Annotated in this window: 24 protein-coding genes and 1 riboswitch; of the genes, 8 read left to right on the top strand and 16 right to left on the bottom strand. The window is 32.5% G+C overall.

Annotated elements, in window-relative coordinates:
• Positions 1-51: 51 nt before the first annotated feature.
• The 3 genes from IR010_RS09160 to IR010_RS09150 all read right to left on the bottom strand — a co-directional run bounded on the left by IR010_RS09160 (position 52) and on the right by IR010_RS09150 (position 3,437).
• Positions 52-1,779 (bottom strand): phospho-sugar mutase, encoded by a 1,728-nt coding sequence (locus IR010_RS09160; protein WP_194603209.1) that lies wholly within the window; start codon positions 1,777-1,779, stop codon positions 52-54.
• A gap of 162 nt (positions 1,780-1,941) precedes the next feature.
• Positions 1,942-2,898 carry a glycosyltransferase family 2 protein gene (locus IR010_RS09155; RefSeq protein ID WP_029272304.1) on the bottom strand — a complete coding sequence of 319 codons (957 nt, stop codon included), beginning with the start codon at positions 2,896-2,898 and terminating at the stop codon, positions 1,942-1,944.
• A gap of 8 nt (positions 2,899-2,906) precedes the next feature.
• On the bottom strand, positions 2,907-3,437 hold the full coding sequence (locus tag IR010_RS09150) for a DUF4199 domain-containing protein (RefSeq protein WP_194603206.1): 531 nt from the start codon (positions 3,435-3,437) through the stop codon (positions 2,907-2,909).
• A 248-nt stretch (positions 3,438-3,685) separates the two neighbouring features.
• Here IR010_RS09150 and IR010_RS09145 point away from each other — a divergent pair, with 248 nt between their 5' ends.
• The 3 genes from IR010_RS09145 (at position 3,686) to IR010_RS09135 (ending at position 7,481) form a co-directional block, all read left to right on the top strand.
• Complete coding sequence (locus tag IR010_RS09145; RefSeq protein WP_029272307.1) at positions 3,686-3,940, top strand: type B 50S ribosomal protein L31; 255 nt, start codon at positions 3,686-3,688, stop codon at positions 3,938-3,940.
• Between the two features lie 368 nt (positions 3,941-4,308).
• Complete coding sequence (locus IR010_RS09140; protein ID WP_194568411.1) at positions 4,309-5,484, top strand: GlmU family protein; 1,176 nt, start codon at positions 4,309-4,311, stop codon at positions 5,482-5,484.
• Positions 5,485-5,846: 362 nt separating this feature from the next.
• Positions 5,847-7,481, top strand: coding sequence for an ABC-F family ATP-binding cassette domain-containing protein (locus IR010_RS09135; RefSeq protein WP_029272309.1), 1,635 nt, complete (start codon positions 5,847-5,849; stop codon positions 7,479-7,481).
• Positions 7,482-7,552: 71 nt separating this feature from the next.
• On the opposite strand, the gene IR010_RS09130 is transcribed toward IR010_RS09135, so the two are convergent.
• Positions 7,553-7,837, bottom strand: a complete 285-nt coding sequence (locus IR010_RS09130; RefSeq protein WP_029272310.1) for a GNAT family N-acetyltransferase — start codon at positions 7,835-7,837, stop codon at positions 7,553-7,555.
• A gap of 322 nt (positions 7,838-8,159) precedes the next feature.
• Here IR010_RS09130 and IR010_RS09125 point away from each other — a divergent pair, with 322 nt between their 5' ends.
• Positions 8,160-8,819, top strand: coding sequence for a YqiA/YcfP family alpha/beta fold hydrolase (locus tag IR010_RS09125; RefSeq protein ID WP_194603203.1), 660 nt, complete (start codon positions 8,160-8,162; stop codon positions 8,817-8,819).
• A gap of 126 nt (positions 8,820-8,945) precedes the next feature.
• Complete coding sequence (locus tag IR010_RS09120) at positions 8,946-9,404, top strand: hypothetical protein (RefSeq protein WP_194603200.1); 459 nt, start codon at positions 8,946-8,948, stop codon at positions 9,402-9,404.
• 97 nt (positions 9,405-9,501) lie between these two features.
• On the opposite strand, the gene IR010_RS09115 is transcribed toward IR010_RS09120, so the two are convergent.
• Entirely contained in the window at positions 9,502-10,017 is a 516-nt protein-coding gene (locus IR010_RS09115; RefSeq protein WP_029272313.1) for a hypothetical protein, read from the bottom strand.
• Between the two features lie 166 nt (positions 10,018-10,183).
• Between IR010_RS09115 and rpmH the strand changes: the two genes are divergently transcribed.
• Both rpmH and carB read left to right on the top strand, forming a co-directional pair.
• Positions 10,184-10,345, top strand: coding sequence for a 50S ribosomal protein L34 (gene rpmH / locus IR010_RS09110; protein WP_008464848.1), 162 nt, complete (start codon positions 10,184-10,186; stop codon positions 10,343-10,345).
• 144 nt (positions 10,346-10,489) lie between these two features.
• Positions 10,490-13,345, top strand: coding sequence for a carbamoyl-phosphate synthase large subunit (carB, locus tag IR010_RS09105; RefSeq protein WP_029272314.1), 2,856 nt, complete (start codon positions 10,490-10,492; stop codon positions 13,343-13,345).
• Positions 13,346-13,445: 100 nt separating this feature from the next.
• Here the strand turns inward: carB and IR010_RS09100 are convergent, their stop codons facing one another.
• The 5 genes from IR010_RS09100 to IR010_RS09080 all read right to left on the bottom strand — a co-directional run bounded on the left by IR010_RS09100 (position 13,446) and on the right by IR010_RS09080 (position 16,375).
• Entirely contained in the window at positions 13,446-14,120 is a 675-nt protein-coding gene (locus tag IR010_RS09100; protein ID WP_194603197.1) for a TIGR02117 family protein, read from the bottom strand.
• Between the two features lie 209 nt (positions 14,121-14,329).
• Positions 14,330-14,866, bottom strand: coding sequence for a DUF4252 domain-containing protein (locus IR010_RS09095; protein ID WP_194603194.1), 537 nt, complete (start codon positions 14,864-14,866; stop codon positions 14,330-14,332).
• 1 nt (position 14,867) lies between these two features.
• Positions 14,868-15,395, bottom strand: coding sequence for a DUF4252 domain-containing protein (locus IR010_RS09090; protein WP_029272317.1), 528 nt, complete (start codon positions 15,393-15,395; stop codon positions 14,868-14,870).
• Positions 15,396-15,411: 16 nt separating this feature from the next.
• Positions 15,412-15,879 (bottom strand): hypothetical protein, encoded by a 468-nt coding sequence (locus IR010_RS09085; protein WP_194603191.1) that lies wholly within the window; start codon positions 15,877-15,879, stop codon positions 15,412-15,414.
• Entirely contained in the window at positions 15,866-16,375 is a 510-nt protein-coding gene (locus tag IR010_RS09080) for an RNA polymerase sigma factor (RefSeq protein ID WP_029272319.1), read from the bottom strand. Before IR010_RS09080 ends, IR010_RS09085 begins: the two co-directional genes overlap by 14 nt.
• 254 nt (positions 16,376-16,629) lie before the next feature.
• Between IR010_RS09080 and IR010_RS09075 the strand changes: the two genes are divergently transcribed.
• Positions 16,630-18,102, top strand: a complete 1,473-nt coding sequence (locus tag IR010_RS09075; protein WP_029272320.1) for a S41 family peptidase — start codon at positions 16,630-16,632, stop codon at positions 18,100-18,102.
• 83 nt (positions 18,103-18,185) lie between these two features.
• Here IR010_RS09075 and IR010_RS09070 read toward each other — a convergent pair whose 3' ends face one another.
• The 6 genes from IR010_RS09070 to cobT form a co-directional block, all read right to left on the bottom strand.
• On the bottom strand, positions 18,186-19,232 hold the full coding sequence (locus tag IR010_RS09070; RefSeq protein ID WP_194568399.1) for a YncE family protein: 1,047 nt from the start codon (positions 19,230-19,232) through the stop codon (positions 18,186-18,188).
• 4 nt (positions 19,233-19,236) lie between these two features.
• Positions 19,237-21,090 carry a TonB-dependent receptor plug domain-containing protein gene (locus tag IR010_RS09065; protein WP_194603188.1) on the bottom strand — a complete coding sequence of 618 codons (1,854 nt, stop codon included), beginning with the start codon at positions 21,088-21,090 and terminating at the stop codon, positions 19,237-19,239.
• Between the two features lie 26 nt (positions 21,091-21,116).
• Positions 21,117-21,321: riboswitch (cobalamin riboswitch) on the bottom strand.
• Positions 21,322-21,388: 67 nt separating this feature from the next.
• Positions 21,389-21,925 carry an alpha-ribazole phosphatase gene (cobC, locus tag IR010_RS09060; protein WP_194603185.1) on the bottom strand — a complete coding sequence of 179 codons (537 nt, stop codon included), beginning with the start codon at positions 21,923-21,925 and terminating at the stop codon, positions 21,389-21,391.
• Entirely contained in the window at positions 21,910-22,707 is a 798-nt protein-coding gene (locus IR010_RS09055; RefSeq protein ID WP_194568393.1) for an adenosylcobinamide-GDP ribazoletransferase, read from the bottom strand. Before IR010_RS09055 ends, cobC begins: the two co-directional genes overlap by 16 nt.
• Before the next feature lie 190 nt (positions 22,708-22,897).
• Complete coding sequence (gene tnpA / locus IR010_RS09050) at positions 22,898-23,329, bottom strand: IS200/IS605 family transposase (protein ID WP_194568391.1); 432 nt, start codon at positions 23,327-23,329, stop codon at positions 22,898-22,900.
• Between the two features lie 43 nt (positions 23,330-23,372).
• Entirely contained in the window at positions 23,373-25,049 is a 1,677-nt protein-coding gene (cobT, locus tag IR010_RS09045; protein WP_194603182.1) for a nicotinate-nucleotide--dimethylbenzimidazole phosphoribosyltransferase, read from the bottom strand.
• Between the last annotated feature and the right edge of the window lie 136 nt (positions 25,050-25,185).

Genomic DNA, 25,185 nt, shown 5'->3' with positions numbered 1-25,185 from the left:
GCAATTTATTTTAAAAATTGCCGGGTTTATAAAAAGGTATTTTAATTCTGTTTATTTCAACTGCATTCCTGCAATGATATTTTGTATTTTTTCGTCTAAGAAACTTTCCGCGGCGTCAAAATTTTCAACTGAATCTAATGCTGCATTAACACTAATATAGAATTTGATTTTTGGTTCAGTTCCGCTTGGTCTTGCACAAATTTTAGAGCCGTCTTCTGTATAATAAATCAATACATTCGATTTCGGAATATCCATTGCAGATTCTTCACCAGTCAATAAATTCAAAGCAATTGATGATTGATAATCTTCAACCATAATTACGCGTTGTCCGTTGATTTCTTTTAAAGGATTTTGACGTAAATTAACCATCATCTGATTGATTTCTTCTAAACCTTCCATTCCTTTTTTAGTCAATGAAACTAAAAATTCTTTATAAAAACCATTTTCAACATAAAGCTGCAAAAGTTCTTTGTAAACACTGCTTCCTGCTGCTTTTGCCTGAGCTGCCACTTCGCATATTAATAAAGTTGCTGCAACAGCATCTTTGTCTCTAACGGCATCACCAACCATAAAACCAAAACTTTCTTCTCCGCCGCCAATGAATTGAAGTTCTGGAAAATCTTTAATCATTTTGGCAATCCATTTAAAGCCGGTCAAACCAACTTTGCATTCTACGCCATAACTTGTCGCTAGTTCCATTATCATTGGAGTTGAAACAATTGTAGAACCCACAAATTGTTTTCCGTTAATTTTGCCTGCTTTTTTCCATTGTTTCAATAAGAAAGAAGTCATCAAAACCATAGTTTGGTTTCCGTTAAGCAAAATCATTTTGCCATCGTTGTTTCTAACGGCAACACCAAGACGGTCGCAATCAGGATCAGTTCCGACTACAATATCCGAGTTTGTTTTATCGGCCAATGCCAATGCCATAGTCAAAGCTTCAGGTTCTTCTGGATTTGGAGATTTTACAGTTGGAAAATCTCCATTTGGTTCAGCTTGTTCTGGTACAATATGTACATTTTTATAACCTGCTTGTGATAAAGTATCAGGAATCGATTTTATAGACGTACCGTGCAATGAAGTAAAAACGATTTGTAAGTTATCTTTCGCTTCAGCCGGCGTATTAAAACTAGCATTTTCGATAGATGATTTTATGAAAGCCTTATCGATTTCGGTATCGATATATTCAATCTGACTTTCGTTTGCATCAAATTTAATTTTATCGTATCCTAAGTTTTCGATTACTTTAATAATAGCAGCATCTTCTGGCGGTACAATTTGTCCTCCGTCTTGCCAATACACTTTATAACCGTTGTATTCCGGCGGATTATGTGAAGCTGTAAGAACAATTCCGCATTGGCAGCCTAAAAATTTAAGAGCAAAAGATAATTCTGGAGTTGGTCGTAAATCAGAAAACAAATAAACATGGATTCCGTTTGCAGAAAAAACATCTGCAACAACTTTTGCTAAAGTATTACTGTTATGACGGCAATCATAAGCAATAACTACTTTTAGAGGTTGATTAGGAAAAACTTCGTGTAAGTAATCAGATAATCCCTGAGTATTTTTTCCTAGTGTATATTTGTTGATTCTGTTGTTTCCAACGCCCATAACACCGCGCATTCCCCCAGTTCCAAATTCAAGATTTTTATAAAAACTTTCTTCAAGTTCTTTTGGCGAAGTTGTCATTAATTCTTTAACTGCCGCTTGTGTTTCTTTGTCAAATGTTGGTGTTAACCATTCGTTTACAGCATTCAAAATATTAGGTGCTATATTCATGTAAATGTCTTTTTAATGTTTTAAATTAAAGATAAGGTTTTTTCAGGACTTAATCCAATATGCTAGTAATTATTGGACACTATATCTTTTGCGTTCCAATCCCGAAGCTTCGGGATCGAGACCACCATAAAATGTGTCTTTTTATAAAGACTGATCTTAATGTTAAAAATTAACTTCGCGGGCTACTTTATAACGTGCTTCATTGTTTTTAGTTCTCAAAATAATCTCACCAAGAAAGCCTGCCAAGAATAATTGAGTACCTAAAATCATAGTTGTCAAAGCAATGAAAAACCATGGATTGCTGGTAATTAAGCTATATTTCATTCCGTTATACATATGGTATAGCTTCGAAATTCCGATATAACCCGCCAATAAAAATCCGATAATAAACATTAACGAACCCATTGCTCCAAATAAATGCATTGGTCTTTTGCCGAAACGAGATAAAAACCAAATTGTAATCAAGTCTAGGAAACCGTTTATAAAACGTTCCATTCCAAATTTGGTTTCACCATATTTACGAGCTTGGTGAATTACAACTTTTTCCCCAATTTTATTAAAACCGGCATTTTTTGCCAAAACCGGAATGTATCTGTGCATTTCTCCAGATACTTCGATGTTTTTTACAACTGTATTTTTGTATGCTTTTAACCCGCAGTTAAAATCATTCAATTCAACTCCAGAAGTTTTTCTTGCAGCCCAGTTAAATAATTTAGAAGGCAGGTTTTTTGCCACAACAGAGTCATAGCGTTTCTTTTTCCAGCCTGAAACCAAATCAAATTTTTGGGCTGTAATCATTTCATACAATCCCGGAATTTCATCTGGACTGTCTTGTAAATCAGCATCCATAGTAATGATAACATCACCTTTTGCTTTTGCAAAACCAGCATGCAAAGCCTGCGATTTTCCAAAATTTTTCATGAAACGAATTCCTTTTACATTTGGATTTTCATTCGAAAAACTTTCAATAATATTCCAAGAATCATCTGTACTTCCATCATCTACAAAAATGATTTCATAAGAGTAATTGTTAGATTGCATCACTTTAATAATCCACGAATAGAGTTCTTTAAGCGATTCCTCCTCGTTTAGAAGCGGTATAAGTATAGATAAATTCATTTATTTTTTTATTCTTGAGTAGTTCTGCTTTTAAAAAACGCTGCGAAAATTAATCCAAAAACTGCACTGATTACAATTGCAAAAACAGATCCTTTTAATAATTCTACAGTAGAATAAGGATTACTAAGTTTCATTTTTTCAATAGTTTCATTAATAACTGAAGCAGGTGATCCGAATTTTTGCAACATTCCAACCGTATATTTGATCATTAATTCGCTTAAAGTATCTTTTGCGCTTGGATCAATAACATTAAATAAAAGAATGTTGAAAAAAGTAGAAATTAATATTCCGATTACTGCAGCAATAAAGTAAGTAGTAAATGCATCTTTAAATGAAAAAACACCATTTAATTCTTTTTTCGTTTTAGAAAGTAAAATGATGCTTATAGTAAGACTTATTGCTATACCTATTAAGCCCATCCACCAAGCAGTGAATAAATTTAAATCAACCGCATATATTGTAGCGGTAATTAAAGCAGATGCAATTCCTATCATTACACCATAAGTAATACCATTCTTTTTTATAATTTCATTGATCATATCTATATATGTTTAGAATTAATCCACAAATATAGCAATTCCCAATATAATCGGAGATAAAAAAAGCTTTTTGAATTTAACTAAAAAAAAGTGTGCTAAATATTTGTATATTAAAAAAGAATTGTAAATTTGCAAACTCAAAATAATTAAAAGTTTAAACAAAAAAGAGTATCCTTTGTTTACACCTTTTTCTAACCATGAAAAAGCTTCAAAATAAAAATGCTCTAAACAATAAATAAAAAGAAAAGATGAAAAAAGGAATTCACCCAGAAAATTACAGATTAGTTGCATTTAAAGACATGTCTAATGACGAAGTTTTTATCACTAAATCTACTGCAGATACAAAAGAAACAATTGAAGTTGACGGAGTTGAGTATCCAGTTGTAAAAATGGAGATTTCTAGAACATCTCACCCTTTTTATACTGGTAAATCTAAACTTATCGATACTGCAGGACGTATTGATAAATTCAAAACTAAATATGCAAAACACGTTAAAAACTAATAACTGTTTTTATTCATATAAAAGCCTTCCAATTCGGAAGGCTTTTTTTATGCTTTGTAAATTTAACCGCAAAGTGCGCAAAGATATTACTATGAGGTTTTTATAATAACACAAAGTTCGCAAAGCTTTTGTGTAGATTTAGCTTTGCGAACTTTGTGTTTTCTAAACATACTGCAGAATAAAAATCTTTGCGCACTTTGCGGTTAAATAATTTATGAATATAAGATCATGTTCTTGCACTATTTAATATTTCTGTAAAAAAGAATTATTTTCTTAATTTGAATAAAAGCCTATTTAATCGAACACATAAATATTTGTAACTTTGGTCTCGGTAACCAAACAAATTTTAACAATATTAAATCTATTTTATGAACTACATTCTTTTTGACGGTCCCGTCCGGAATGCTTTATTGCCTTTTACATTTACAAGACCAGTCGCAGATATTTTAATCGGGATTATGACGATTCGTCAAAAATGGGAAGCGCGTTTAGGTTCTACTATAACAACAATTACCGAAGATTATTTGTCTGTCAAATTTCCGATGGTAGAAATGGAAGAAAATGTCATGATCAACGCCGCGTATTTGCCAAATGATACGCTTGCTGAAATGGTTTCTGATTTAAAAGAAAATCAGGCAATCTTTAAAGGTGATGATGTAATTGCTTTTTTTACAACGGAAAATCAAGAAGAAGTCGATTTTGATTCGTATGAAATTATTCAGTACAATGATGAATGTTTGACAATAGAACATACCTGGGATATTTTCTCAAAAAATGATGCTGCAATTCGTGACGATTTTGCGTATTTGACTGAAGACAGAAAATCACAGCCAATTCCGAAAAGTGTTAATACAATTGCGCCTGAAAATATTTTTATTGAAGAAGGAGCAAAACTTGAATTTGTTACACTAAATGCTTCTAGCGGTCCTATATATATTGGTAAAAATACTGAAATTATGGAAGGAACCGTAATCCGTGGACCTTTTGCCTTATGTGAAAATGCCATGGTAAAAATGTCGGCTAAAGTGTACGGAGCGACAACCGTTGGTCCGGGATCACGAATAGGAGGTGAGGTTAAAAATTCAGTTCTTTTTGCAAATTCAAATAAAGGTCATGAAGGGTTTCTTGGAGATTCGGTTTTAGGAGAATGGTGTAATATTGGAGCAGATTCTAATAACTCAAACTTAAAAAATAATTACGAAGAAGTAAAATTGTGGAGCTACGAAACAGAAGGTTTTGCTAAAACTGGACTTCAGTTTTGCGGTTTAATGATGGGAGATCACAGTAAGTGTGGTATCAATACCATGTTTAATACTGGAACTGTAGTAGGCGTGAGTGCTAATATTTTTGGAAGTGGTTTTCCTCGTAATTTTGTTCCGAGCTTTTCTTGGGGCGGTGCAGCCGGATTTACAACTTATGTTACTAAAAAAGCTTTTGAAACGGCAAGATTGGTTTTGTCAAGAAGAAATATAGATTTTGATGAAACAGAACAAGCGATTCTGGAGCATGTTTTTGAAGAAACTAAAAAGTGGAGAAAAGACTGATTTAATTAGATAATTAGTCAATTTGATAATGAGATAATTTTTTTTAGCAAACCCGACAGGTTTTTGAAACCTGCCGGGTTTGGCTTTTACATGTCTTTACATATTAAACGGACTAAAGTCAAGTTAAAAAACAGAATAAAAACATTTTTTTGCATAGAATTTTAAAATTATCTCATTATCAAATTGCCACATTTGCTAATTAAGAAAATTATTTAGTTGTCAAATTGGCACATTTACTAATTAAACAAATTATCAAATTGCCACATTTTCTAATTACCTAATTAAAATCTATCTTTGCAGCTTCAAAAAAATACTTGCTTTGAAATGTAAAAATCTAAGCAGTCTAAAAATCTAAAATCTAAATGATTACAGTTAACGATATTTCGGTTCAGTTTGGTGGAACTACATTATTTAGCGATGTTTCTTTTGCTATAAATGAAAATGATAAAATTGCCCTTATGGGTAAAAATGGTGCGGGAAAATCGACACTTTTAAAAATAATTGCGGGTCAAAGCAAACCTTCTACCGGAAGTATCTCAACTCCAAAAGATGCTGTTGTGGCTTATTTGCCTCAGCATTTATTAACCAAAGATGGTTCGACTGTAATGGAAGAAGCATCAAAAGCATTTGGTGAAATCTTCAAAATGAAAGCTGAAATCGATGAAATCAACGAACAATTAACCGTTCGTACAGATTACGAAAGTGATGCTTATATGAAATTAATCGAAAGAGTTTCTGACTTAAGCGAAAAATTCTATGCAATTGAAGAAGTAAATTACGAAGCCGAAGTCGAGAAAATCTTAATTGGTTTAGGTTTTGAGCGCGAGGATTTTACGCGTCAGACTTCTGAATTTTCTGGAGGATGGAGAATGCGTATTGAACTTGCTAAAATCTTACTGCAAAAACCAGATTTAATTTTATTGGATGAGCCAACCAACCACATGGATATCGAAAGTATTCAGTGGTTAGAGGAATTTTTGCTGACTTCAGCAAAAGCGGTTGTGGTAATTTCGCACGATAGAGCGTTTGTAGATAATATTACAAACCGTACAATCGAAGTTACAATGGGAAGAATTTACGATTACAAAGCAAAATATTCTCATTATTTAGAACTTAGAAAAGATCGTCGTGTACACCAACAAAAAGCATACGATGAACAACAAAAAATGATTGCTGACAACAGAGCATTTATTGATCGTTTTAAAGGAACTTTTTCTAAAACAGATGCGGTTCAGTCTCGTGTAAAAATGCTTGAGAAACTTGTAATTGTACAAGTTGATGAAGTTGATAACTCAGCATTAAAATTAAAATTTCCGCCTGCCGCACGTTCGGGTCAATATCCTGTTGTGGTTAAAGATCTTTCTAAATCATACGGAGATCATGTTGTTTTTAAAGATGCTAATATCGTGATCGAAAGAGGACAAAAAGTTGCTTTCGTTGGTAAAAATGGTGAAGGTAAATCTACGATGATTAAAGCCATTATGAAAGAAATTGGCATTGATGAAGGAAGTGTAGAGATTGGTCATAATTCCCAAATTGGATATTTTGCTCAAAATCAGGCTTCTTTATTAGATGAAAATGCTACCATTTTTGAAACAATTGACAATATTGCGGTTGGAGATGTCAGAACTCAAATTAAAAATATTTTAGGAGCATTTATGTTTCATGGTGATGATATTACCAAAAAAGTAAAAGTGCTTTCAGGTGGAGAAAAAACCCGTTTGGCAATGATTAAATTATTGCTAGAACCTGTTAATTTGCTGATTCTGGATGAGCCTTCAAATCACCTTGACATGAAAACTAAAGATATTATTAAAGATGCCTTGCGTGATTTCGACGGAACTTTGATCTTAGTTTCTCACGATCGTGATTTCCTTGACGGATTAGCAACTAAGGTTTTTGAATTTGGAAACAAACGTGTGAAAGAACATTTTGAAGATGTTGCAGGTTTCCTTGCACACAAAAAAATGGATTCTATGAGAGAGATCGAAAAGTAATTTTTATCTTAAATAACTAAAAAGGCACAAGTTATAATTCTTGTGCCTTTTTTATTTTAGATTAGTAAAAATTAAATTCTAATTCCCGGCGGAAGCAATTCTTTGTACTTTGGATTTTTTTTGATGAACAGCACAATTTTTGGGTGAATCGGCATTAATCTAAATTTTTTCTCAACAATAATTTCCATTATGCTTTTAAGTAGTGTGTCAATTACAGCTTGATTTTCAAAACCTTCGGGCACATTAATTTTAGTTAGGAAAATTTTCTTCTCTTGAAATGAATATTCAACAGAAATCAATCCTTCAGGGACTATGGTTTCAAACTGTCTTGCAAACGTGTTGTCTTTGATCTCCATAGTAGTAGTTTCAATAGGTTCCATAATTTGTCATGTTTTAGTAGGTTGAACGTATAATATAGATTGAGGGGCTAAATACTCGCTCTAAAAACTCCTTAAAGAATATCTAAACACGAGTAATTGGTTTTACAAAGTTAATCATTTGATTCTCAATATAAAATTATTTTTTAAAGATGTATTCTACGGCTGGTAGTGCGGTCTTTTTGTAATTTTATTTGTTTTAATATAGAATTAAGGTGTAAGATTTGCTGTGCCTATTCGTAAATGAAGTAATTTTAGCTTGAAAAATTGAAAACTGTAATTAAAATTCCTTTTCTAACAAATGAGTAAAATTCCTGTTTATTTTATGCCTGGTTTGGCAGCAAGTCCAACCATTTTTGAAAGAATCAAATTAGATGAAACTATTTTTGAGATGTGTCTGCTGGAATGGGAAATTCCAAAACCTAAGGAATCACTATCTGATTATGCACTTCGAATCACAAAAAATATAAAACATGAAAATCCTGTTTTAATTGGAGTTTCCTTTGGTGGAATTCTGGTTCAGGAAATGTCAAAACATATTAAGACCCGAAAAGTAATTATTATTTCGAGTGTGAAAAGCAATGCGGAGTTTCCTAGAAGAATGAAAATAGGGAAGAGCACAAAAGCATATAAATTAATTCCGATGAAATTAATTTTGAATATCGAAAATCTTGCAAAATATTCTTTTGGACAAAAAATCAACAAACGTATTCAGTTATATGAGAAGTTCCTGGCGGTTCGCGATCTCAATTATTTGCAATGGGCAGTAGAATCTGTTATTTTATGGGATAGGAGCCAAATTGACGAAAATGTAATTCATATTCACGGCGATCAGGATGAAGTTTTTCCTATAAAGTATATTGATAAGTGTATTGTGGTAAAGGGCGGTACTCATATTATGATTCTGAATAAGTACAAATGGCTGAATGAGAATTTGCCTTCTATAATATTGGAGGATTAAATTTTGTAAATCCCAATTTTTTAAAAATCCCAAATTCCAAATGGTTTGTTTGTAAGATGGATCATTATGAGGAACAAAGCCATTCACTAATATGATTAAGTAGGTGTTGTTATGAATTACGTTTTTATGAAAACAAAAAATATTTTAAAAATTGGGATGTTTATATTGCTGCTAACTTTGGGAGCTCTTGTATTCTTATTTTTTGTTCAACCAAAAATAAATATTGTTAGGGCTGAATTTAATAAGGATCACAATAATTTATATCCACCAAATTGTTACGTGTTTTTTCAAAATAAAAAATATTTAATTAGAGAAGTTTATAAGTATGAAAATGGAATTCTAAATGAATATTGGTTTTTAGGCAGTGAAGGTTTTGCCGTCGAAAAATTAGGGATAAATGGCAATTCATATAGTAAAGAACAGAAAGAATACGAGTTTTTGAATTTAGAAAAAGCAAAAGATTATGTGGTTTTTAATTCTGAAAAGTATAAAATTGACTATATTAACGAAGATACAATTATATCTAAAATTGATTTAAATAATATTATTGTTTTTATTAATAAGAATAATTTGCTTGCATACTAGATGTAATTATTTCCGTTCCTCGCAATTATAAAAAAAAATCCCAAATTCCAATTTTAAAACGGAATTTGGGATTTTAAATATTAAAATTTAAAGAAATTTAGATTTTCTTCATTTGATCTTTCATCATCGTGATTTGCTCTTTCAGCATGCCTTGTTTGTCTAATTTCTTCGCTTCGTTCAATAAATTAGTAGCTTCAAGCTTTCTTCTGCGTGACATTGCAACTCCAGCAAGGTTTAATTTAGCAACTGCTAAATCCATATCCATTGATAGTCCAAGTTCGATTGCTTTTTTAAAATGTTTCTCAGCTTGGTTGATATTTGTTTGCGATAACATAATTCCGTGTAGGTAATTAAAGTATCCTTGTTGTTTTCTTACTAATGCCGTTTCAGGATTTTTAATGTATGCCAGCCATTTTTTAGCACCTTCGAAGTCTTGTTTTCTTAATTTAAGGAAAGCCAAAAGGATAAATTCATTTTTAAAGTAAAGAAAAATTGGAATTGCAGTCAGTAATATAAGGAAAATACCATTCCCGATATTACTCTCTGTAAATTGATAAATGCCTGCAACTACAAGAAGTCCGGCCAAAATAAGTTTAATATTTTTATGAAACATAATAGATGTATATTTGTGATTGCAAATATAGTAAAATGAATTAAAAATATTTTTATTAAAGTACTTGCCAGAAAAAAAAGTCTTTGTATATTTGCACTCGGTTTTAGAATAACGATATTCAAAAACAGAAAAGAGATATTAGATACCATTTTAAAGATAAAAAGCAATGAGCAAAAGAACATTTCAACCATCGAAAAGAAAAAGAAGAAATAAGCACGGATTTATGGACAGAATGGCTTCTGCGAATGGAAGAAAAGTTCTAGCGCGTAGAAGAGCAAAAGGAAGACATAAATTAACTGTTTCTAGCGAGCCTAGACACAAAAAATAATGTTTGTATAAACATAAATAAGGCGTTACTTTTTTTAGTATCGCCTTTTTTTATACCTTGTCGGTAAAAAATTCTCAACATTCTAGTTTAGAATACACTAGAATGTTTTTTAAAGCACTTATATAACTACACAATACAAATAAAATGCCTAAAGACACATCAATAAAATCAGTTTTAATAATAGGTTCAGGACCTATTGTTATTGGTCAAGCTTGCGAATTCGATTATGCAGGATCTCAATCTGCACGCTCGATTCGTGAAGAAGGAATTGAAGTTATTTTGATAAACTCAAATCCAGCAACTATTATGACCGACCCAACTATGGCCGATCATGTATATTTGAAACCATTAACTACAAAATCGATTATTGAAATTCTAAAAGCGCATCCACAAATTGATGCTGTTTTGCCTACAATGGGAGGACAGACAGCTTTGAACTTGTGCTTAGAAGCTGAAGAAAAAGGAATATGGCAAGATTTTGGAGTAAAATTAATTGGAGTTGATGTAAACGCAATTAATATTACCGAAGACAGAGAGCAGTTTAAACAGCTTTTAGAAAGAATAAATGTGCCAACTGCACCGGCAAAAACAGCTACTTCTTACTTAGAAGGAAAAGAAATTGCTCAAGAATTTGGTTTCCCTCTTGTAATTCGTCCTTCATTTACACTTGGAGGAACTGGAGCAGCAATTGTTTACAAAAAAGAAGATTTTGATGAGCTTTTAACACGCGGACTTGAAGCTTCTCCAATTCACGAAGTTTTAATTGATAAAGCTTTGATGGGATGGAAAGAGTACGAGTTAGAACTTTTAAGAGATAAAAATGATAATGTAGTGATCATTTGTTCGATCGAAAATATGGATCCAATGGGAATTCATACCGGAGATTCGATCACGGTTGCACCTGCAATGACATTATCTGATTCAACTTTCCAAAAATTACGTGACTACGCCATCTTGATGATGCGCAGTATCGGAAATTTTGCGGGAGGATGTAACGTACAATTCGCAGTTTCGCCAGACGAAAAAGAAGATATCGTAGCGATCGAGATTAATCCTCGTGTATCTCGTTCATCTGCTTTAGCATCAAAAGCAACGGGTTATCCAATTGCTAAAATTGCTTCTAAGCTGGCTTTAGGATATAATCTTGATGAATTGCAAAACCAAATTACAAAATCGACTTCGGCTCTTTTTGAACCGACTTTGGATTATGTAATCGTGAAAATACCACGTTGGAACTTCGATAAATTTGAAGGTGCTGACAGAACTTTAGGACTTCAAATGAAATCTGTTGGTGAAGTAATGGGAATTGGACGTTCGTTCCAAGAAGCTTTACACAAAGCAACTCAATCTTTAGAAATTAAAAGAAACGGTTTAGGAGCTGACGGAAAAGGATATAAAAACTACGAACAAATTATCGAGAAACTAACTTTTGCAAGCTGGGATCGTGTTTTCGTAATTTATGATGCAATTGCAATGGGAATTCCGTTGAGCCGTATTCATGAAATTACAAAAATTGATATGTGGTTCTTAAAACAATACGAAGAACTTTATACTTTAGAGAAAGAAATTTCGAACTATAAAATATCTAATCTTCCAAAAGAACTTTTGCTTGAAGCGAAACAAAAAGGTTTTGCCGACAGACAAATTGCTCACATGATGAATTGCTTAGAAAGTGAAGTACACACTTTACGTATGGATCAAAACATAAATCGTGTGTTTAAATTGGTTGACACTTGTGCTGCGGAGTTTAAAGCAAAAACGCCTTATTACTACTCCACTTTTGAAGCTGAAATCGAAAAAGCAAACGGCGAACGTTATGTAGATAACGAAAGCATTGTAACAGATAAAAAGAAAATCATTGTTCTAGGTTCTGGACCAAACAGAATTGGACAAGGAATTGAATTCGATTATTCTTGTGTACACGGAGTTTTGGCAGCAAAAGAATGTGGTTACGAAACGATCATGATCAACTGTAACCCTGAAACGGTTTCGACAGATTTTGATACAGCTGATAAATTATACTTCGAGCCGGTTTTCTGGGAGCATATTTACGACATCATTCAGCATGAAAAACCAGAAGGTGTTATTGTTCAGTTAGGTGGACAAACAGCTTTAAAATTAGCTGAAAAATTATCTAAATACGGAGTAAAAATCATCGGAACTAGTTTTGATGCACTTGACTTGGCAGAAGACAGAGGTCGTTTCTCAGATTTATTAAGAGAACTTCATATTCCTTTCCCACAATTCGGAATTGCTGAAACCGCTGATGAAGCTTCTGCACTTGCAGATACTTTAGATTTTCCATTACTGATTCGTCCTTCTTATGTATTAGGAGGTCAGGGAATGAAAATTGTAATCAACAAAAAAGAATTAGAAGAACACGTTATCAATTTATTGAAAACGATTCCAGGAAATAAATTGCTTTTAGATCATTATTTAGCCGGAGCAATCGAAGCAGAAGCAGATGCCATTTGTGATGCTGATGGTAATGTTTACATCATCGGGATTATGGAGCATATCGAACCTTGCGGAGTTCACTCTGGAGATAGCAACGCTACTTTGCCTCCTTTTAACTTAGGAGAATTCGTAATGCAGCAGATAAAAGATCATACTTATAAAATTGCGAGAGCCCTTAAAACAGTTGGTTTGATTAACATTCAGTTTGCGATAAAAGATGATACAGTTTATATTATCGAAGCAAATCCTAGAGCTTCTAGAACGGTTCCGTTTATTGCAAAAGCTTACGGAGAGCCATATGTAAACTACGCTACGAAAGTAATGTTAGGTCACAATAAAGTAACTGATTTTGATTTTAACCCGCAATTGAAAGGTTATGCGATTAAACAACCGGTTTTCTCTTTCAGCAAATTCCATAATGTAAATAAAGCATTAGGACCAGAAATGAAATCGACAGGAGAAAGCATCTTGTTTATTGATGATTTAAAAGACGATCAATTTTACGAATTGTACTCTAGAAGAAAAATGTATTTGAGTAAATAATCTCAAATTCTAACATAAAAAAAGCTCCAATTAATTGGAGCTTTTTTAGTTTAATCAATTTGGAAGTTATTCTTGTTTATTATAATTTTAATGTATTAATTTATTTGTATTTAGAAAAAATTCCTGAATCAGTAGCTGTCCAAAAACAGCATTTTTGTCCGCTTGCTTTTAGGCCGCTGTTGGCCCAGCTATTACAAGTATGAAATAAACTGTAACTTCCATTAGCTTCATAAAAAGCATCTGTTTTTCCGTAGACGGCATCTGTTTTTACGTTTAAAAAATTACCTGAAGCATCTTTTTGAAAACTTTCATTTATGTATTGTATCAGACGATTGTACTGGTCCTTGCTGATCATCATTTTTTTGCAGTCTTCGCCTTCTCTTAAACTTTTGTAGTAAGTTGCATGAATCGCTGTTGTGCTTAAACCAGACGCAGCTTTAAAAGCGACCGAAGCTTTTAAGTCAGACCATTCAGGTGTTTCTAAATAAAAACCTTTATCGCCCCAACCCATTGCAATATATTTATAAGTAGAATCGGCTGTTTTTGTGTTTTCGAATTTTACTTTCTGGCTCCAGTCAATTTGGTCGTTTTTGGTTGGCATTACAATATCGGTATGAACGCCATTTGTTAGAATGTATAGTTCAATTTCAGGTTTCGTATTGGGTTCTTGATCAATTGTGATTTTAGAAAGGGAGAATGCTGCAGCTAGGTAAATTAAAATAAATCCAATGAAGATTAGAACTATTTTAAGCGCAATTTTTAATGCTTTTTTCAATGATTGTAATTTTAGGTTTTTCGGGTTAATAGCGTATCAAATTTTAAATTTCAATAAAAAAGTTTATTTGATTCTTTACAAATATAATTAAATTCGGTTCAGATCAAAATAAATATGAATATCTGTTATTCAGTAAAATCTTTCAATTGATTATAAGAAAAAAGCCCCAAATATTGGGGCTTTTTCTTTTTAAAGTAAGCAAAGATGTATTATTTAACCAATTGTTGCAATGGCTTTAATTGTTCCATGTCTATTTTAGATTGCTTTAAAACAGTTATTAACGTCATAATGTTATTGGGATTCATGTTTTTCCCTAAAACGCGAACAACTGCAAAACCGTTTTCTTTTCTGTTGGCAAAAACTACAAACTCTTCGATGTTTTCATCAGTGCCAACATAACTTATCGAGGCGCCGTCTTTTCCAGAACCAACTTTCATTAATTCCTGATATTTTGGATCTTTTAATATTGCTTTGACTTTTGCGCGTTCTGTTTCAAATTGAGCCTGATTTTTATCGTCTGCTTTAAAAGCCAGAATGTTCATTTTGTCAAATGATTTCAATGCTTCATTTTGCTCTGCTGACAGTTTTGCTTTATCTAAATTTAAAATATCAGACGAAACATCAAGTGCAATAAAATCCTTTTTTTCGGTATTTTCTACAAAATACTTTTGCAATGAAGGTTCAGAATTACAACTAACTAAAGTTAGTAATACTATAATGGCTGAGGTAAAAACGTTTGCTTTCATGTTATCTTTTGCCTTTTGAGGCTTTTTTTAGGTCAGTACCGCCAGGAAGCTGCATTTTGTCTGTAAGTACTGAAATTTCATTTAAATCAAAATTACCAGTTAGAGAAAGCAAAACGGTTTCGTCGTTTTTTGCACCTTCAACAAACATCAGTAATTCTTTTATTTGTGTATCTGTAGCGCCTGATTTTACTAATATTTTTACATTTTTGCCACCATCGTTTACTCGCATTAATTCTTCTAAACCTGCTGTTTTAATGTATTTTTCAGCAGAAGCTTTCATGTCAGCTTCGATTTTGGCATTCTTAGTTGTAAATACTTTTAAGTAATCTAATTTTTTAATAAGATTGATGTATTGCTGCGTTTCTTTATCCGAAGCATCAACTTTTACTTTGCTCATTAAATCGAACATTTTTTTGTTTACAATTACTGATGTTACGTCATCTTGACCATCAAATTTGTCAAACGCACCTTGTGCATAAAATGAATGTGTGAAAAAGGCGAAAACTAATGTTATGATGAAATTTTTCATTTTTGATTGAATTTAATTACTGTTTAAAAATTTTGTTTTTTGATTGTTCATATTCTTGAATGTATTGTACACTTTCAATACCTACATTCACATTGTTTGACAATAGAGCCAAAGCTTTTTGCGTTGCTGCAAGGGCTTCTTCAGGATTGTCATAGGTTCCTAATTCTGATTGCGCTACAGGCTGAGCTGCAGGTTTTTCGCTAGCAAAGAAATAAGTTCCAATTCCGAGTAAAACAACTATTGAAGCTGCAATCGATAACCACGCCACATTTCGTTTCTTGTCCCGAGACTTCGGGAGTGGGATTTCCTGCATCGATTTTTGTTGTTTTACTTGAGAGAAATAACCAAACATTGGTTTGTATTGCTCTAAATGCTGCGCAACATTTGATGAAGAAAAGTATTCTTTTAATTGGTCTTCTTCTGCAATAGTAGTTTCTCCCTGAAAGTATTTTTCTAATATATTTTCTATTTTATCTAATTCCATAACTATGTGTATTAACCATTGATTCTCTTATTTTTTTTCTCGCTCTCGAAAGTGCTACCCGAATAGCAGTTTCATTCATGTTGACAATTTTCGCAATTTCATCAAATTCATATTGCTCAACATCTCGAAGCTGAATTAATATTTGAAGCTGTTCGGGCAACTGACTTATAATTTTTTCTACCCAATCAAGACTATCAGCATCTTCTAATTTTTTATCTAATTGCGGTTCGCGGTCGGTATAATTATTATGAACTATTTTTAGATTTCCGGCTCTTTTCGATTTTAACTGATCCAGACAATAATTTTTGGTCATTGTCATTGCTACTGCTTCAATATTATTATAAGCGTCTAAATTGTCTTTTTTGTTCCATAATTTTACCATTACTTCCTGAGTGGCATCTTCTGCTTCCTCAGTACTTGTGAGTAATCGTTTTGCAAGACGAAAAACTTTGTCTTTAAAAGGATTAATCAATTCTATAAACACAACTTGATTCATAATTGGTTATTTGTTGGTTTTTGGTTGGTTATAAGTTTTTCCTAATTATTATGATCAATGTTTTTAAGAACATTTTACGGTTCTTTTTATTTTTAAATCAAAATGTATAAGTGAGCTTATATAATCAAGACGAGGCACTATTATTTTTGTTACAAGCAATTTAAAAGTTTTTTTAGAAAAATTTCTATAAACTTACAGCAGTTAAAACTAAAGGTGTTATTTTTACGTTAATACTTATACTGAAACCTACATATATGAAAACAATATTAAAGAGTTTATTACTAATTTTCCTGCTGGCTTTTTCTTTGCAGTCATGTGAAGATCAGGATGATGTTGAATCTCCATCAGATTTGCAGGTAAATGATTTTATCTGGAAAGGATTAAATCAGTTTTATTTATGGCAGCCGGATGTTGCTAATTTAGCTGATAACCGTTTTGCAACACAAGATGCACTTAATTCTTTTTTAAGAGGATATTCTAAACCAGAAGATTTATTTCAGGATTTATTAAATAAACCGATCAGTAAATTTCCTAAAGGACAAGCTGTTGATCGTTTTAGCTGGATTGTTGACGATTATACGGTTTTAGAACAAGAACTTCAAGGTACAAGCAAAAACGACGGAGTTGACTTTAGATTGAGTTATAAGCCAGGAAGTACAACAGATCTGGTTGGTTTTGTACGTTATATTATTCCGAATTCTGATGCATCAACAAAAGATATCAAGCGCGGAGATTTATTTACAGGAGTAAACGGTACACAGCTTACAGTTTCTAACTATCAATCACTTTTAAATGCCGATAGTTATACCTTAAATATGGCTACTTATAACGGAAGTACTGTTGCCACAAATGGCAAAACAGTTGCTTTAGTGAAAACAACTTTAGATGAAAATCCAATTCTAATTAATAAAGTGATAGTTTCTGGAGGTCATAAAATTGGTTATTTAATGTATAACGGATTTTATCCAAATTATGATGCACAATTAAATAGCGCTTTTGGAGCATTAAAAGCAGAAGGAATTACTGATTTTGTTTTGGATTTAAGATATAATGGCGGAGGTTCTATACAAACATCAGCGCGATTGGCCAGTATGATTACAGGTCAATTTACAGATAAGATTTTTGCAAAAGAAAAATGGAATCCAAAAGTAAATGAATATTATGAAAGTGAAGATCCAGAATCATTAAAAGTTAAATTTGTAGACAAAATTGATGGCGCTGCAATCAATAGTTTAAATTTAACTAAAATATATATTCTTACTACAGACGGAACTGCATCTGCAAGTGAATTGGTTATCAACGGACTTGCTCCTTATATTAGCGTAGTTCAAATAGGAGAGACGACCGTTGGAAAAAATGTAGGTTCAGTTACTTTATATGATTCTCCGTCTTTTGGAAAAACAAATAGAAATCCGAATCATAAATATGCGATGCAGCCATTAGTTTTAAAAATTGTTAATGCATCAGATTTTGGTGAATATACTGATGGATTAAAGCCAACTTATGAGCAATTGGAGTATATTACAAATATGGGTGTTTTAGGTGATGCTTCAGAACCGCTATTGAATCTTGCGATTTCAAAAATTACAGGAGCAACAGCCAAAAAAATACAACAAGACAGAAAAGAAGCTTTGACAACTTTTACAAATGCTAAAGCGATCAACGGAATAAGAAATCAAATGTATCTTGAAAAAGCGCCGGAAGGACTTTTAAAGGCATTAAAATAATAACGATAAAAAATAAAAAAGGCTTTCAGAAATGAAAGCCTTTTTTTAAATTCCAAAAACTAATTTAAAAATGGGTAATAATATTAATTGAAATAAAAACCGTTTGGACCCACGCCAACAGTTAATTCTTTTTGTAATGTTCCGCTTAAGTTATAGATGTACGCTTTGCTGTTTGAACCAAAATCACCTCCGTCAGCAATAAAAATTTTATCTTTGTTTACTGCAAAACCATAAATAGATCCATCTGCAGAAAGGGCAGCAGTTAAAATAGGTGTTGTTGAGGCAGCAGTTGCAGTAGTGCTGATTGCATAAACTGATTTATCAACTGTGTAATATGCCTTGTCATTATAAATATCTAAATATCCAGCTCCGTCTAAAGCTTCTGGAAAAGTAATTTTAGTAGTCGATTTATCAGAAAGTTTCACTTTTACAATTTCACTTCTCTCTCCATAAGTCGATCTTAAAATATATAAAAGACCATCTTTCACTTCCATAGTGTTAGCTCCATAACCAAGAGTTAGTGGTGTCTCTAGTGCTTTTGTTGCCGGATTTACTATTAATAATTTATCGTTGTTATATTGCTCCGTAATATATAATTTGCCATTTTCCAAAAGGATTCTGTCACCAGTCGCATTCAATGCAATTTTAGATTCTACTGTATTTGTAGCCAAGTCAATAACTGCAATATAATCATCAGTATTTCCAGTTGCTGGGTTGATATAATAATAGGTATTTGCATTTGTTACATATGCTTTTCCGTCTTTTACAACTCCGTATCTTGGGTTTGCTAATCCAGTTTCTACTTTTGCAATTAATTTAAAAGTATATCTGTCTACAACGTTGATTACATTTGATCCTCCAGCAATGATATATGCTTTATCTCCATCAAAAAAGATGTTTTGAAGATATACACCAGCAAAATCACCAGCGTTTGCAGTTTTATAAATATCTGCTGTGAAATTTGCTAGATCATCACTTGCAAAAGAAACTGACCCGCCATCAGAATTCCCTTCGTTTAAAATGAAAAATCCATTATCATAAACTCCTTTAGGATCATTATCATCATCATTAGAACAAGAAACAAAAAGCGATACGCTTAGTGCTAATAAAAATAATCTAGTTAACTTCATTATATTAAAATTTAAGGTTTAAGTACATATTAAAATTTCTTCCAGGCATTGGTCTGTTTTCCAAGCTTTCATAATTTTCGTTCCAAAGATTTAAAACCTGAAAGCCTAATTTGAAAGAGCTTAAAAATTTAAAATCATAATCGATTCCGATGTTTGAGACCGTATAAGCGTTTACAATTTTGTTTGGGTCGTTATCTGATTGTGTATAAACAAAACCATTATATAAAAATTGATAATAAGCCGAAATTCTATTTCTAGAATACGAAATGGCAGCGGTCGCTTTATGAAACGGAACAAAGAAAAGCTGTTTTCCTGTTTCAATATCTTTAGAAACCGTGTAGGCGTAAGTTGCATTAGCTGCAAAATAATTTTTTCCGTATTGTTTTTTCCAGCTTAATAAAGTTTCAGTTCCGTAAGTATTGACCTTATCTGTATTTTGAGGAGTCCAGATTCCGTTACTTCCAGAAACCCATCTTAATAAATCATTAATTTTAATGTAGTAAAAAGTCTGAGTAAGAGAGATATTGCTAAAAGTAAAAACGTTTCCAATTTCTGCCTGATATGAACTTTCAGGTTTTAAATCCGGATTACCGCCTTCTTCCCAATACAAATCATTGAAGGTTGGAATTCTGAAATTTCGAGACAAATTCAATTTTAAATTGTATAATTTCCCGAATTGATAAGAAGATCCCAAAGAAAATAAAACTGGTGATTTATAATTGTCTGTGAATTCTTTTCTAACACCAAATTCATTTTTCCAATCGGCAGAAAAATCTTGTTTTACTAGTAAGGCAGCAGAACTGATTTCTCTGGTATTATTTCCAAAACCGCTTCCATAGCCTTTTGTTTTGTTGTAATCTACAATTCCGTTTATTTGAGTCGATTTAAAAAGCGTATATCCTAAATCTGCTTTTGTAATAAGACTTTCAGTTTTTCCGTAAGTATATTGATTGGTCGAATTATCCGCGTAATATTGGTAATTTTCGAAGATATAAGCGGTTTTGAAATTAGCAGTAAGTTTGCCGAAATTTCCATCATATTCTAATAGGTTTCTATTAAAACCGTTGATGTATTTGCTTTTGGTTTCTGTTTCCGTAATTAAAGACGTATTTCGGTCTGTGTTTGATGTTTGACTGTATAATTTCACACTGTTTTTTGCATCAAATTTATAACCCACATTCGCACTCATCGTAATAACATCGTATTGACCGTTTTGGTTCCAGCGCTGTTCGCCCTTCCAAGTATATCGGTTTAAGTATTTATAATCGTTGGTCGAACTGTTTTTTGAAAAACCAATTTGTGCGCTCCATTTTTCATTCGAAATATTGGTCTTGTAATTAATTCCGATTGTGTTGAAACTTCCGTAATCCAGTTTTAAATTATTCTCGAAACGATTATAAAACGCCAAATCGTTATTTAAATGAACAGTTCCTCCAATTGCACCGCTTCCATAAATTATACCTCCTCCACCGGCTTTTACACTTACAGAATTGTAGTCAGTACTTGAAATAGTATTAAAATCAGTACTTCCGTTCATTTGAGAATTAATGTTGATTCCGTTCCAGATTACGGCAGTCTGTGAAGAAGTTGTTCCCCTAAAAGCAACCGTAGAAAGCATGCCTCGGCCGTATTCTTTAAAATAAATAGTAGAATTGAAGTTTAGCAAATCAGTTAATAAAGCCTCGTTTTTATTGATTATCGAATCATTGAGTTTTAAAACCGATTGTGAATTGGAGTATTTTTTTAGATTTTTATCAGAAACGACAACTTCTTTAAGACTGGTAATAGAGTCGTTCTGCGCCGATATAATCTGGCACAATAACAGCAAACAAAAAGCAAAGCGTTTTTTTAAAGTCATAATTTCTACACTCTTTTTCCCGAGAGTTCGATATTTGTTATAAAGGCAGGTCTCCTGGCTCGCGTTTTGTTGTTTACCTTCCCATTCGCCGGAGCGGACAGTGGTTTGTAGCTAACAACAAACATTCTTTTCAGAACTAAGCTTACAGTTGCGGGTACAGCTCAAGATTTTACTTGATTCCCTTTTAATGTATTTTAAAATTAAAACACAACCTTAATTGGCTGCAAAGATAAAGTTAAAATTACCAAATTTTCAAATTTGTTTTATTTTTTCAATCAAATTCTAAACAAAATAGCTGTTAGATCTCTATTTTTATGACCTGACCAAAATCTACTTTATTTTTAAAAGCGTCTTTTAATGGCAATAAACTTTGATGGCATAAGATACTTCTGACAACGCCGGCATGCGCAACAATAATAATTGGCTTTGTTTCTTCTTTTGAAATTTGTTTGGATAGAAAATCTCCAGTTCTTTGATGTAAGTCTACGAATGATTCTCCATTAGAAACTTGAATATTGACAAAATCTTCCATCCACGGATTTAGCTGCTCGGGCGGAATATCGTTCCAGTTTTTCATTTCCCAATCTCCAAAATTCATTTCCATTAAGCGTTTATCTTCCTGATAAGAAATGATTTTTATTTTGTTTTGAATATGTTTCGCTAAAATTGTACATCGTTTTAAGGGACTTGAAAAAAGAATAGCTTCTGAAGGTAATTGCGAAATAATATTTTGAAAAACTGATTCAAATGGTTCGGCCAGATTTACATCTGATTGTCCGTAGCAAATTCCCTTTTCGCAAATCGTTTCGGTGTGCCGAACTAAATAAATTTCCATATAAAAAGAAAGCTTAAATAATAAACAACTTCGCAGACTTGCTGGGTTGCGCCTAAACAGTCTCCGGTATAGCCGTCAATCCATTTCTGGAAATAACGTGCCAAAAAATAACGGGTTACAAAAACCGGAATTAAGAGAAACAAGAATTTGTATTGAAAATAAGAAAGAGCTAAGACAGGCAATAATCCAAAGAAAAAAGCACCCAAAACTTCTTTCCAACTATGCTTTTTAGCAATTGGTTTGCTTTTGCTAGTCGCATCATCACGAGAATATTCATGTGTAAAAACAATAGAAATTGCTGCCAGACGGCTCAAAGCATGGGCTGAAATAAATAAAAGAAATATCTTAACAAGTCCGCTATAGCTTTCGATTTGAAAAATAGAAATCGATTCTGAAAGCAATTTGAATTTCAATAAAAACAGCAAAACTAATCCAATTGCTCCGTACGCACCAATTGCGCTGTCTTTCATAATTATTAATATTTTTTCTTTGGTCCAGCCTCCGCCAAAACCATCGCAGACATCGGCAAAACCATCTTCATGAAAAGCACCTGTTGTTAGGATAGAAGCAATTATAGCTAAAATAACAGCAATTTCAACAGATAAAAATTGAGCAAAAATGTAAAAAGCCAAAAAAGAAATACTCCCCACAATCCAGCCAATTAAAGGGAAATAACGTGTCGCTTTATTTAAATAATCAGGATTGTGATCGATGTTTTTTGGACATGGAATTCGAGTGTAAAACATTAGGCAAGTGAAGAAAATATGTAGTTCTTTTTTCATTATAACTTTGATTGTATTATTTGGCTAAAGCCATTTTATTGTAAATTTATTTTCCAACATCTAAAGATGTTGCCTATTCAAATTTCAAGAGCGTATAATTGTGGAATATAATAATAACGTTTTTTTGAATAGCCCCCAGATTTATCTGGGGTTTAAAATTATGATTAGAATTGGCTTTAGCCAAATTCTATTAATTTTTTTGAAACCCAAATTTTTTAATAATCTCATCATACTCTTCCTGAAAAGCTTTTTTCTTATGATGAATTTCTTGGTTTTTAATATAATCTCTAACTTTATCTACCAGCGATTCTGAAACTGAAACCGCAAAATATTCATCTTGCCATCCAAATTTTTCTTTTGTCATTTTATTTTTATTAATCCAAAATGAAGATTCGCCTTTAATTAATTTTATAATTGTTTTTATATTTTGATCTACACTTAGAGAGATTAAACAATGGCAATGATCAGAATATCCATTTATAAAATCAATATAAATTTCTTTTTGTTTTGCATTTTCTTTTATATGATTCCAAACTTTTTGACGTAATTCAAAAGTGTCTAAAAAAGGAAATCTGTTCTTTGTACTCCAAACAAAATGAATGTATATTTTTACGAACGGCATATTTATGGTCTTTTTCTTACTTAACGAAGAAAGAACACTTTAATTATTTATTACTAACCCCAGCGCTTTCAAAACTCGCCATTTCATTCAAAAAGGCTTCAGCCGATTTTAAAATCGGAAAAGCAATTGCACAGCCCGTTCCTTCGCCCAAACGCAAATCGAGATTCAAAATTGGTTTTGCATTTAAATAATCTAATAATTTTTGATGTGCCTTTTCAGCAGAACAATGGCAAAAAACAGCATTTTTTATGATATTGGGATTAATTTTTGACGCAATTAAAAAAGCCACTGAACAAATAAAACCATCAACTAAAATAATCATTTTATGATCGAAAGCTGTCAGCATACCGCTGGCCATTTGTATGATTTCGAAACCGCCAAAATTGGCGAGCAGTTGTTTTAATTCGGCTTGGCCGGAATAATTTTCAATTGCTTTTTTCAGAAGATTTTGCTTTTGAATTAATTTTTCATCTGCAACTCCTGTTCCTTTTCCGATACATTCTTCTATAGGAAAACCTGTCAGCAAACTCATCAATACAGAGGCTGTTGAAGTGTTTCCGATTCCCATTTCTCCAAAACCAATACAATTTGAGCCTTTTTCAGCAATAGATGAAACAATCGATTTTCCTTTTTCAAAAGACAATTGCAATTCGGTTTCAGTCATTGCGGGTGCATGCAAAAACGATTGTGTTCCTTTGGCAATTTTAGCATGAATCAATTTTGTATTTGTTGGAAAATCATAATTCACACCTGAATCGACAATAGATAAAGTAATGTTATTTTGATTGCAAAAAACATTTATTGCCGCGCCGCCTTCGAGGAAATTCCCAACCATTTGTCGCGTAACATCTTGCGGATATGCACTTACACCGTGATTTGCAATTCCGTGATCTGCTGCGAAAACTATAATATTAGGATTTGTTATTTTTGGATTTAAAGTTTCAAAAACAGTTGCCATTTGAAAAGCCAAAGTTTCTAAAGTTCCTAAGGCGCCAATAGGTTTTGTTTTAGAATCTATTTTTTCTTGTAAAAGGGCATTAAATTCAGACCGACTTTCCTGTTTTCTTGATTGGTTTTGTACAAATTCAGAAACAGTAGATTCGGTTATATTTTGGATTTCTGTGCAAACGGGAGCTTCAGATTTTTGTTTCCAATGCAGTTGTTGGAGCATAGGTTGATTGCCGTAATTTGTTGCTGGTTTTCCTATACAGAAATAACCCAAAGGTTCCATGTTTTCAGGTAAATCGAGGATTTTTTTAAATTGATGATAATTCAAAATCGAAACCCAGCCCATTCCGTAACCTTGCTCTGTCAGCGAAAGCCAAATATTTTGCGCAGCGCAAACTGAACTAAATTTTACTGCTTCGTTGCTTCCCACAGTTCCAATGGTAAATTGATTAAGAACCGATCGATCGTATGCAATAATAAGTCCGATAGGTGCTTCTTCAATCGCTTCTAATTTCAAAGATTTATAATGCTCTTTCTGTTCCGGATTATCGGTAAGTTCCTCGGCTTTTTTGTTATAATCAATAAATAGATTTTTAACTGCGGTTTTAACTTCTTTAGATTTAATGATATAATATCTCGTCGCATCTGTAAGTCCAACAGATGGTGCCCAATGTCCTGCCAGCAAAGCTTTTTCGATTACTTCGTCAGGAACTTCATCGGCAGTAAAATGTCTAGTGTCGCGGCGCGATTTTAATATATCCTCTAAATTCATTTAAATTCCTATTATTTTAAATTTCAAATTCCAACCATTAACAATTATAAAATCAATTTCAATAAAGATTTGAAAGTTTAAAAATTTAAGTAAAGATAAAGTATAGCTTTGGAATTTGGGATTTAAAAAATTGGAA

The organism is Flavobacterium sp. MR2016-29 (assembly GCF_015350695.1).
GTDB lineage: Bacteria > Bacteroidota > Bacteroidia > Flavobacteriales > Flavobacteriaceae > Flavobacterium.
Note: the sequence above shows the minus strand (reverse complement) of the source record. Positions and strands in the feature narration are given on the sequence as shown.

Coding starts and splice junctions, on each gene's coding strand:
- IR010_RS09150 (WP_194603206.1), bottom strand. CDS start 3,437: ATGATCAATGAAATTATAAAAAAGAATGGTATTACTTATGGTGTAATG.
- IR010_RS09145 (WP_029272307.1), top strand. CDS start 3,686: ATGAAAAAAGGAATTCACCCAGAAAATTACAGATTAGTTGCATTTAAA.
- rpmH (WP_008464848.1), top strand. CDS start 10,184: ATGAGCAAAAGAACATTTCAACCATCGAAAAGAAAAAGAAGAAATAAG.
- IR010_RS09055 (WP_194568393.1), bottom strand. CDS start 22,707: ATGAAAAAAGAACTACATATTTTCTTCACTTGCCTAATGTTTTACACT.
- IR010_RS09070 (WP_194568399.1), bottom strand. CDS start 19,232: ATGAAGTTAACTAGATTATTTTTATTAGCACTAAGCGTATCGCTTTTT.
- IR010_RS09065 (WP_194603188.1), bottom strand. CDS start 21,090: ATGACTTTAAAAAAACGCTTTGCTTTTTGTTTGCTGTTATTGTGCCAG.
- IR010_RS09160 (WP_194603209.1), bottom strand. CDS start 1,779: ATGAATATAGCACCTAATATTTTGAATGCTGTAAACGAATGGTTAACA.
- IR010_RS09155 (WP_029272304.1), bottom strand. CDS start 2,898: ATGAATTTATCTATACTTATACCGCTTCTAAACGAGGAGGAATCGCTT.
- IR010_RS09115 (WP_029272313.1), bottom strand. CDS start 10,017: ATGTTTCATAAAAATATTAAACTTATTTTGGCCGGACTTCTTGTAGTT.
- IR010_RS09120 (WP_194603200.1), top strand. CDS start 8,946: ATGAAAACAAAAAATATTTTAAAAATTGGGATGTTTATATTGCTGCTA.
- cobC (WP_194603185.1), bottom strand. CDS start 21,925: ATGGAAATTTATTTAGTTCGGCACACCGAAACGATTTGCGAAAAGGGA.
- cobT (WP_194603182.1), bottom strand. CDS start 25,049: ATGAATTTAGAGGATATATTAAAATCGCGCCGCGACACTAGACATTTT.
- IR010_RS09075 (WP_029272320.1), top strand. CDS start 16,630: ATGAAAACAATATTAAAGAGTTTATTACTAATTTTCCTGCTGGCTTTT.
- IR010_RS09140 (WP_194568411.1), top strand. CDS start 4,309: ATGAACTACATTCTTTTTGACGGTCCCGTCCGGAATGCTTTATTGCCT.
- IR010_RS09095 (WP_194603194.1), bottom strand. CDS start 14,866: ATGAAAGCAAACGTTTTTACCTCAGCCATTATAGTATTACTAACTTTA.
- IR010_RS09135 (WP_029272309.1), top strand. CDS start 5,847: ATGATTACAGTTAACGATATTTCGGTTCAGTTTGGTGGAACTACATTA.
- tnpA (WP_194568391.1), bottom strand. CDS start 23,329: ATGCCGTTCGTAAAAATATACATTCATTTTGTTTGGAGTACAAAGAAC.
- carB (WP_029272314.1), top strand. CDS start 10,490: ATGCCTAAAGACACATCAATAAAATCAGTTTTAATAATAGGTTCAGGA.
- IR010_RS09125 (WP_194603203.1), top strand. CDS start 8,160: ATGAGTAAAATTCCTGTTTATTTTATGCCTGGTTTGGCAGCAAGTCCA.
- IR010_RS09130 (WP_029272310.1), bottom strand. CDS start 7,837: ATGGAGATCAAAGACAACACGTTTGCAAGACAGTTTGAAACCATAGTC.
- IR010_RS09090 (WP_029272317.1), bottom strand. CDS start 15,395: ATGAAAAATTTCATCATAACATTAGTTTTCGCCTTTTTCACACATTCA.
- IR010_RS09085 (WP_194603191.1), bottom strand. CDS start 15,879: ATGGAATTAGATAAAATAGAAAATATATTAGAAAAATACTTTCAGGGA.
- IR010_RS09080 (WP_029272319.1), bottom strand. CDS start 16,375: ATGAATCAAGTTGTGTTTATAGAATTGATTAATCCTTTTAAAGACAAA.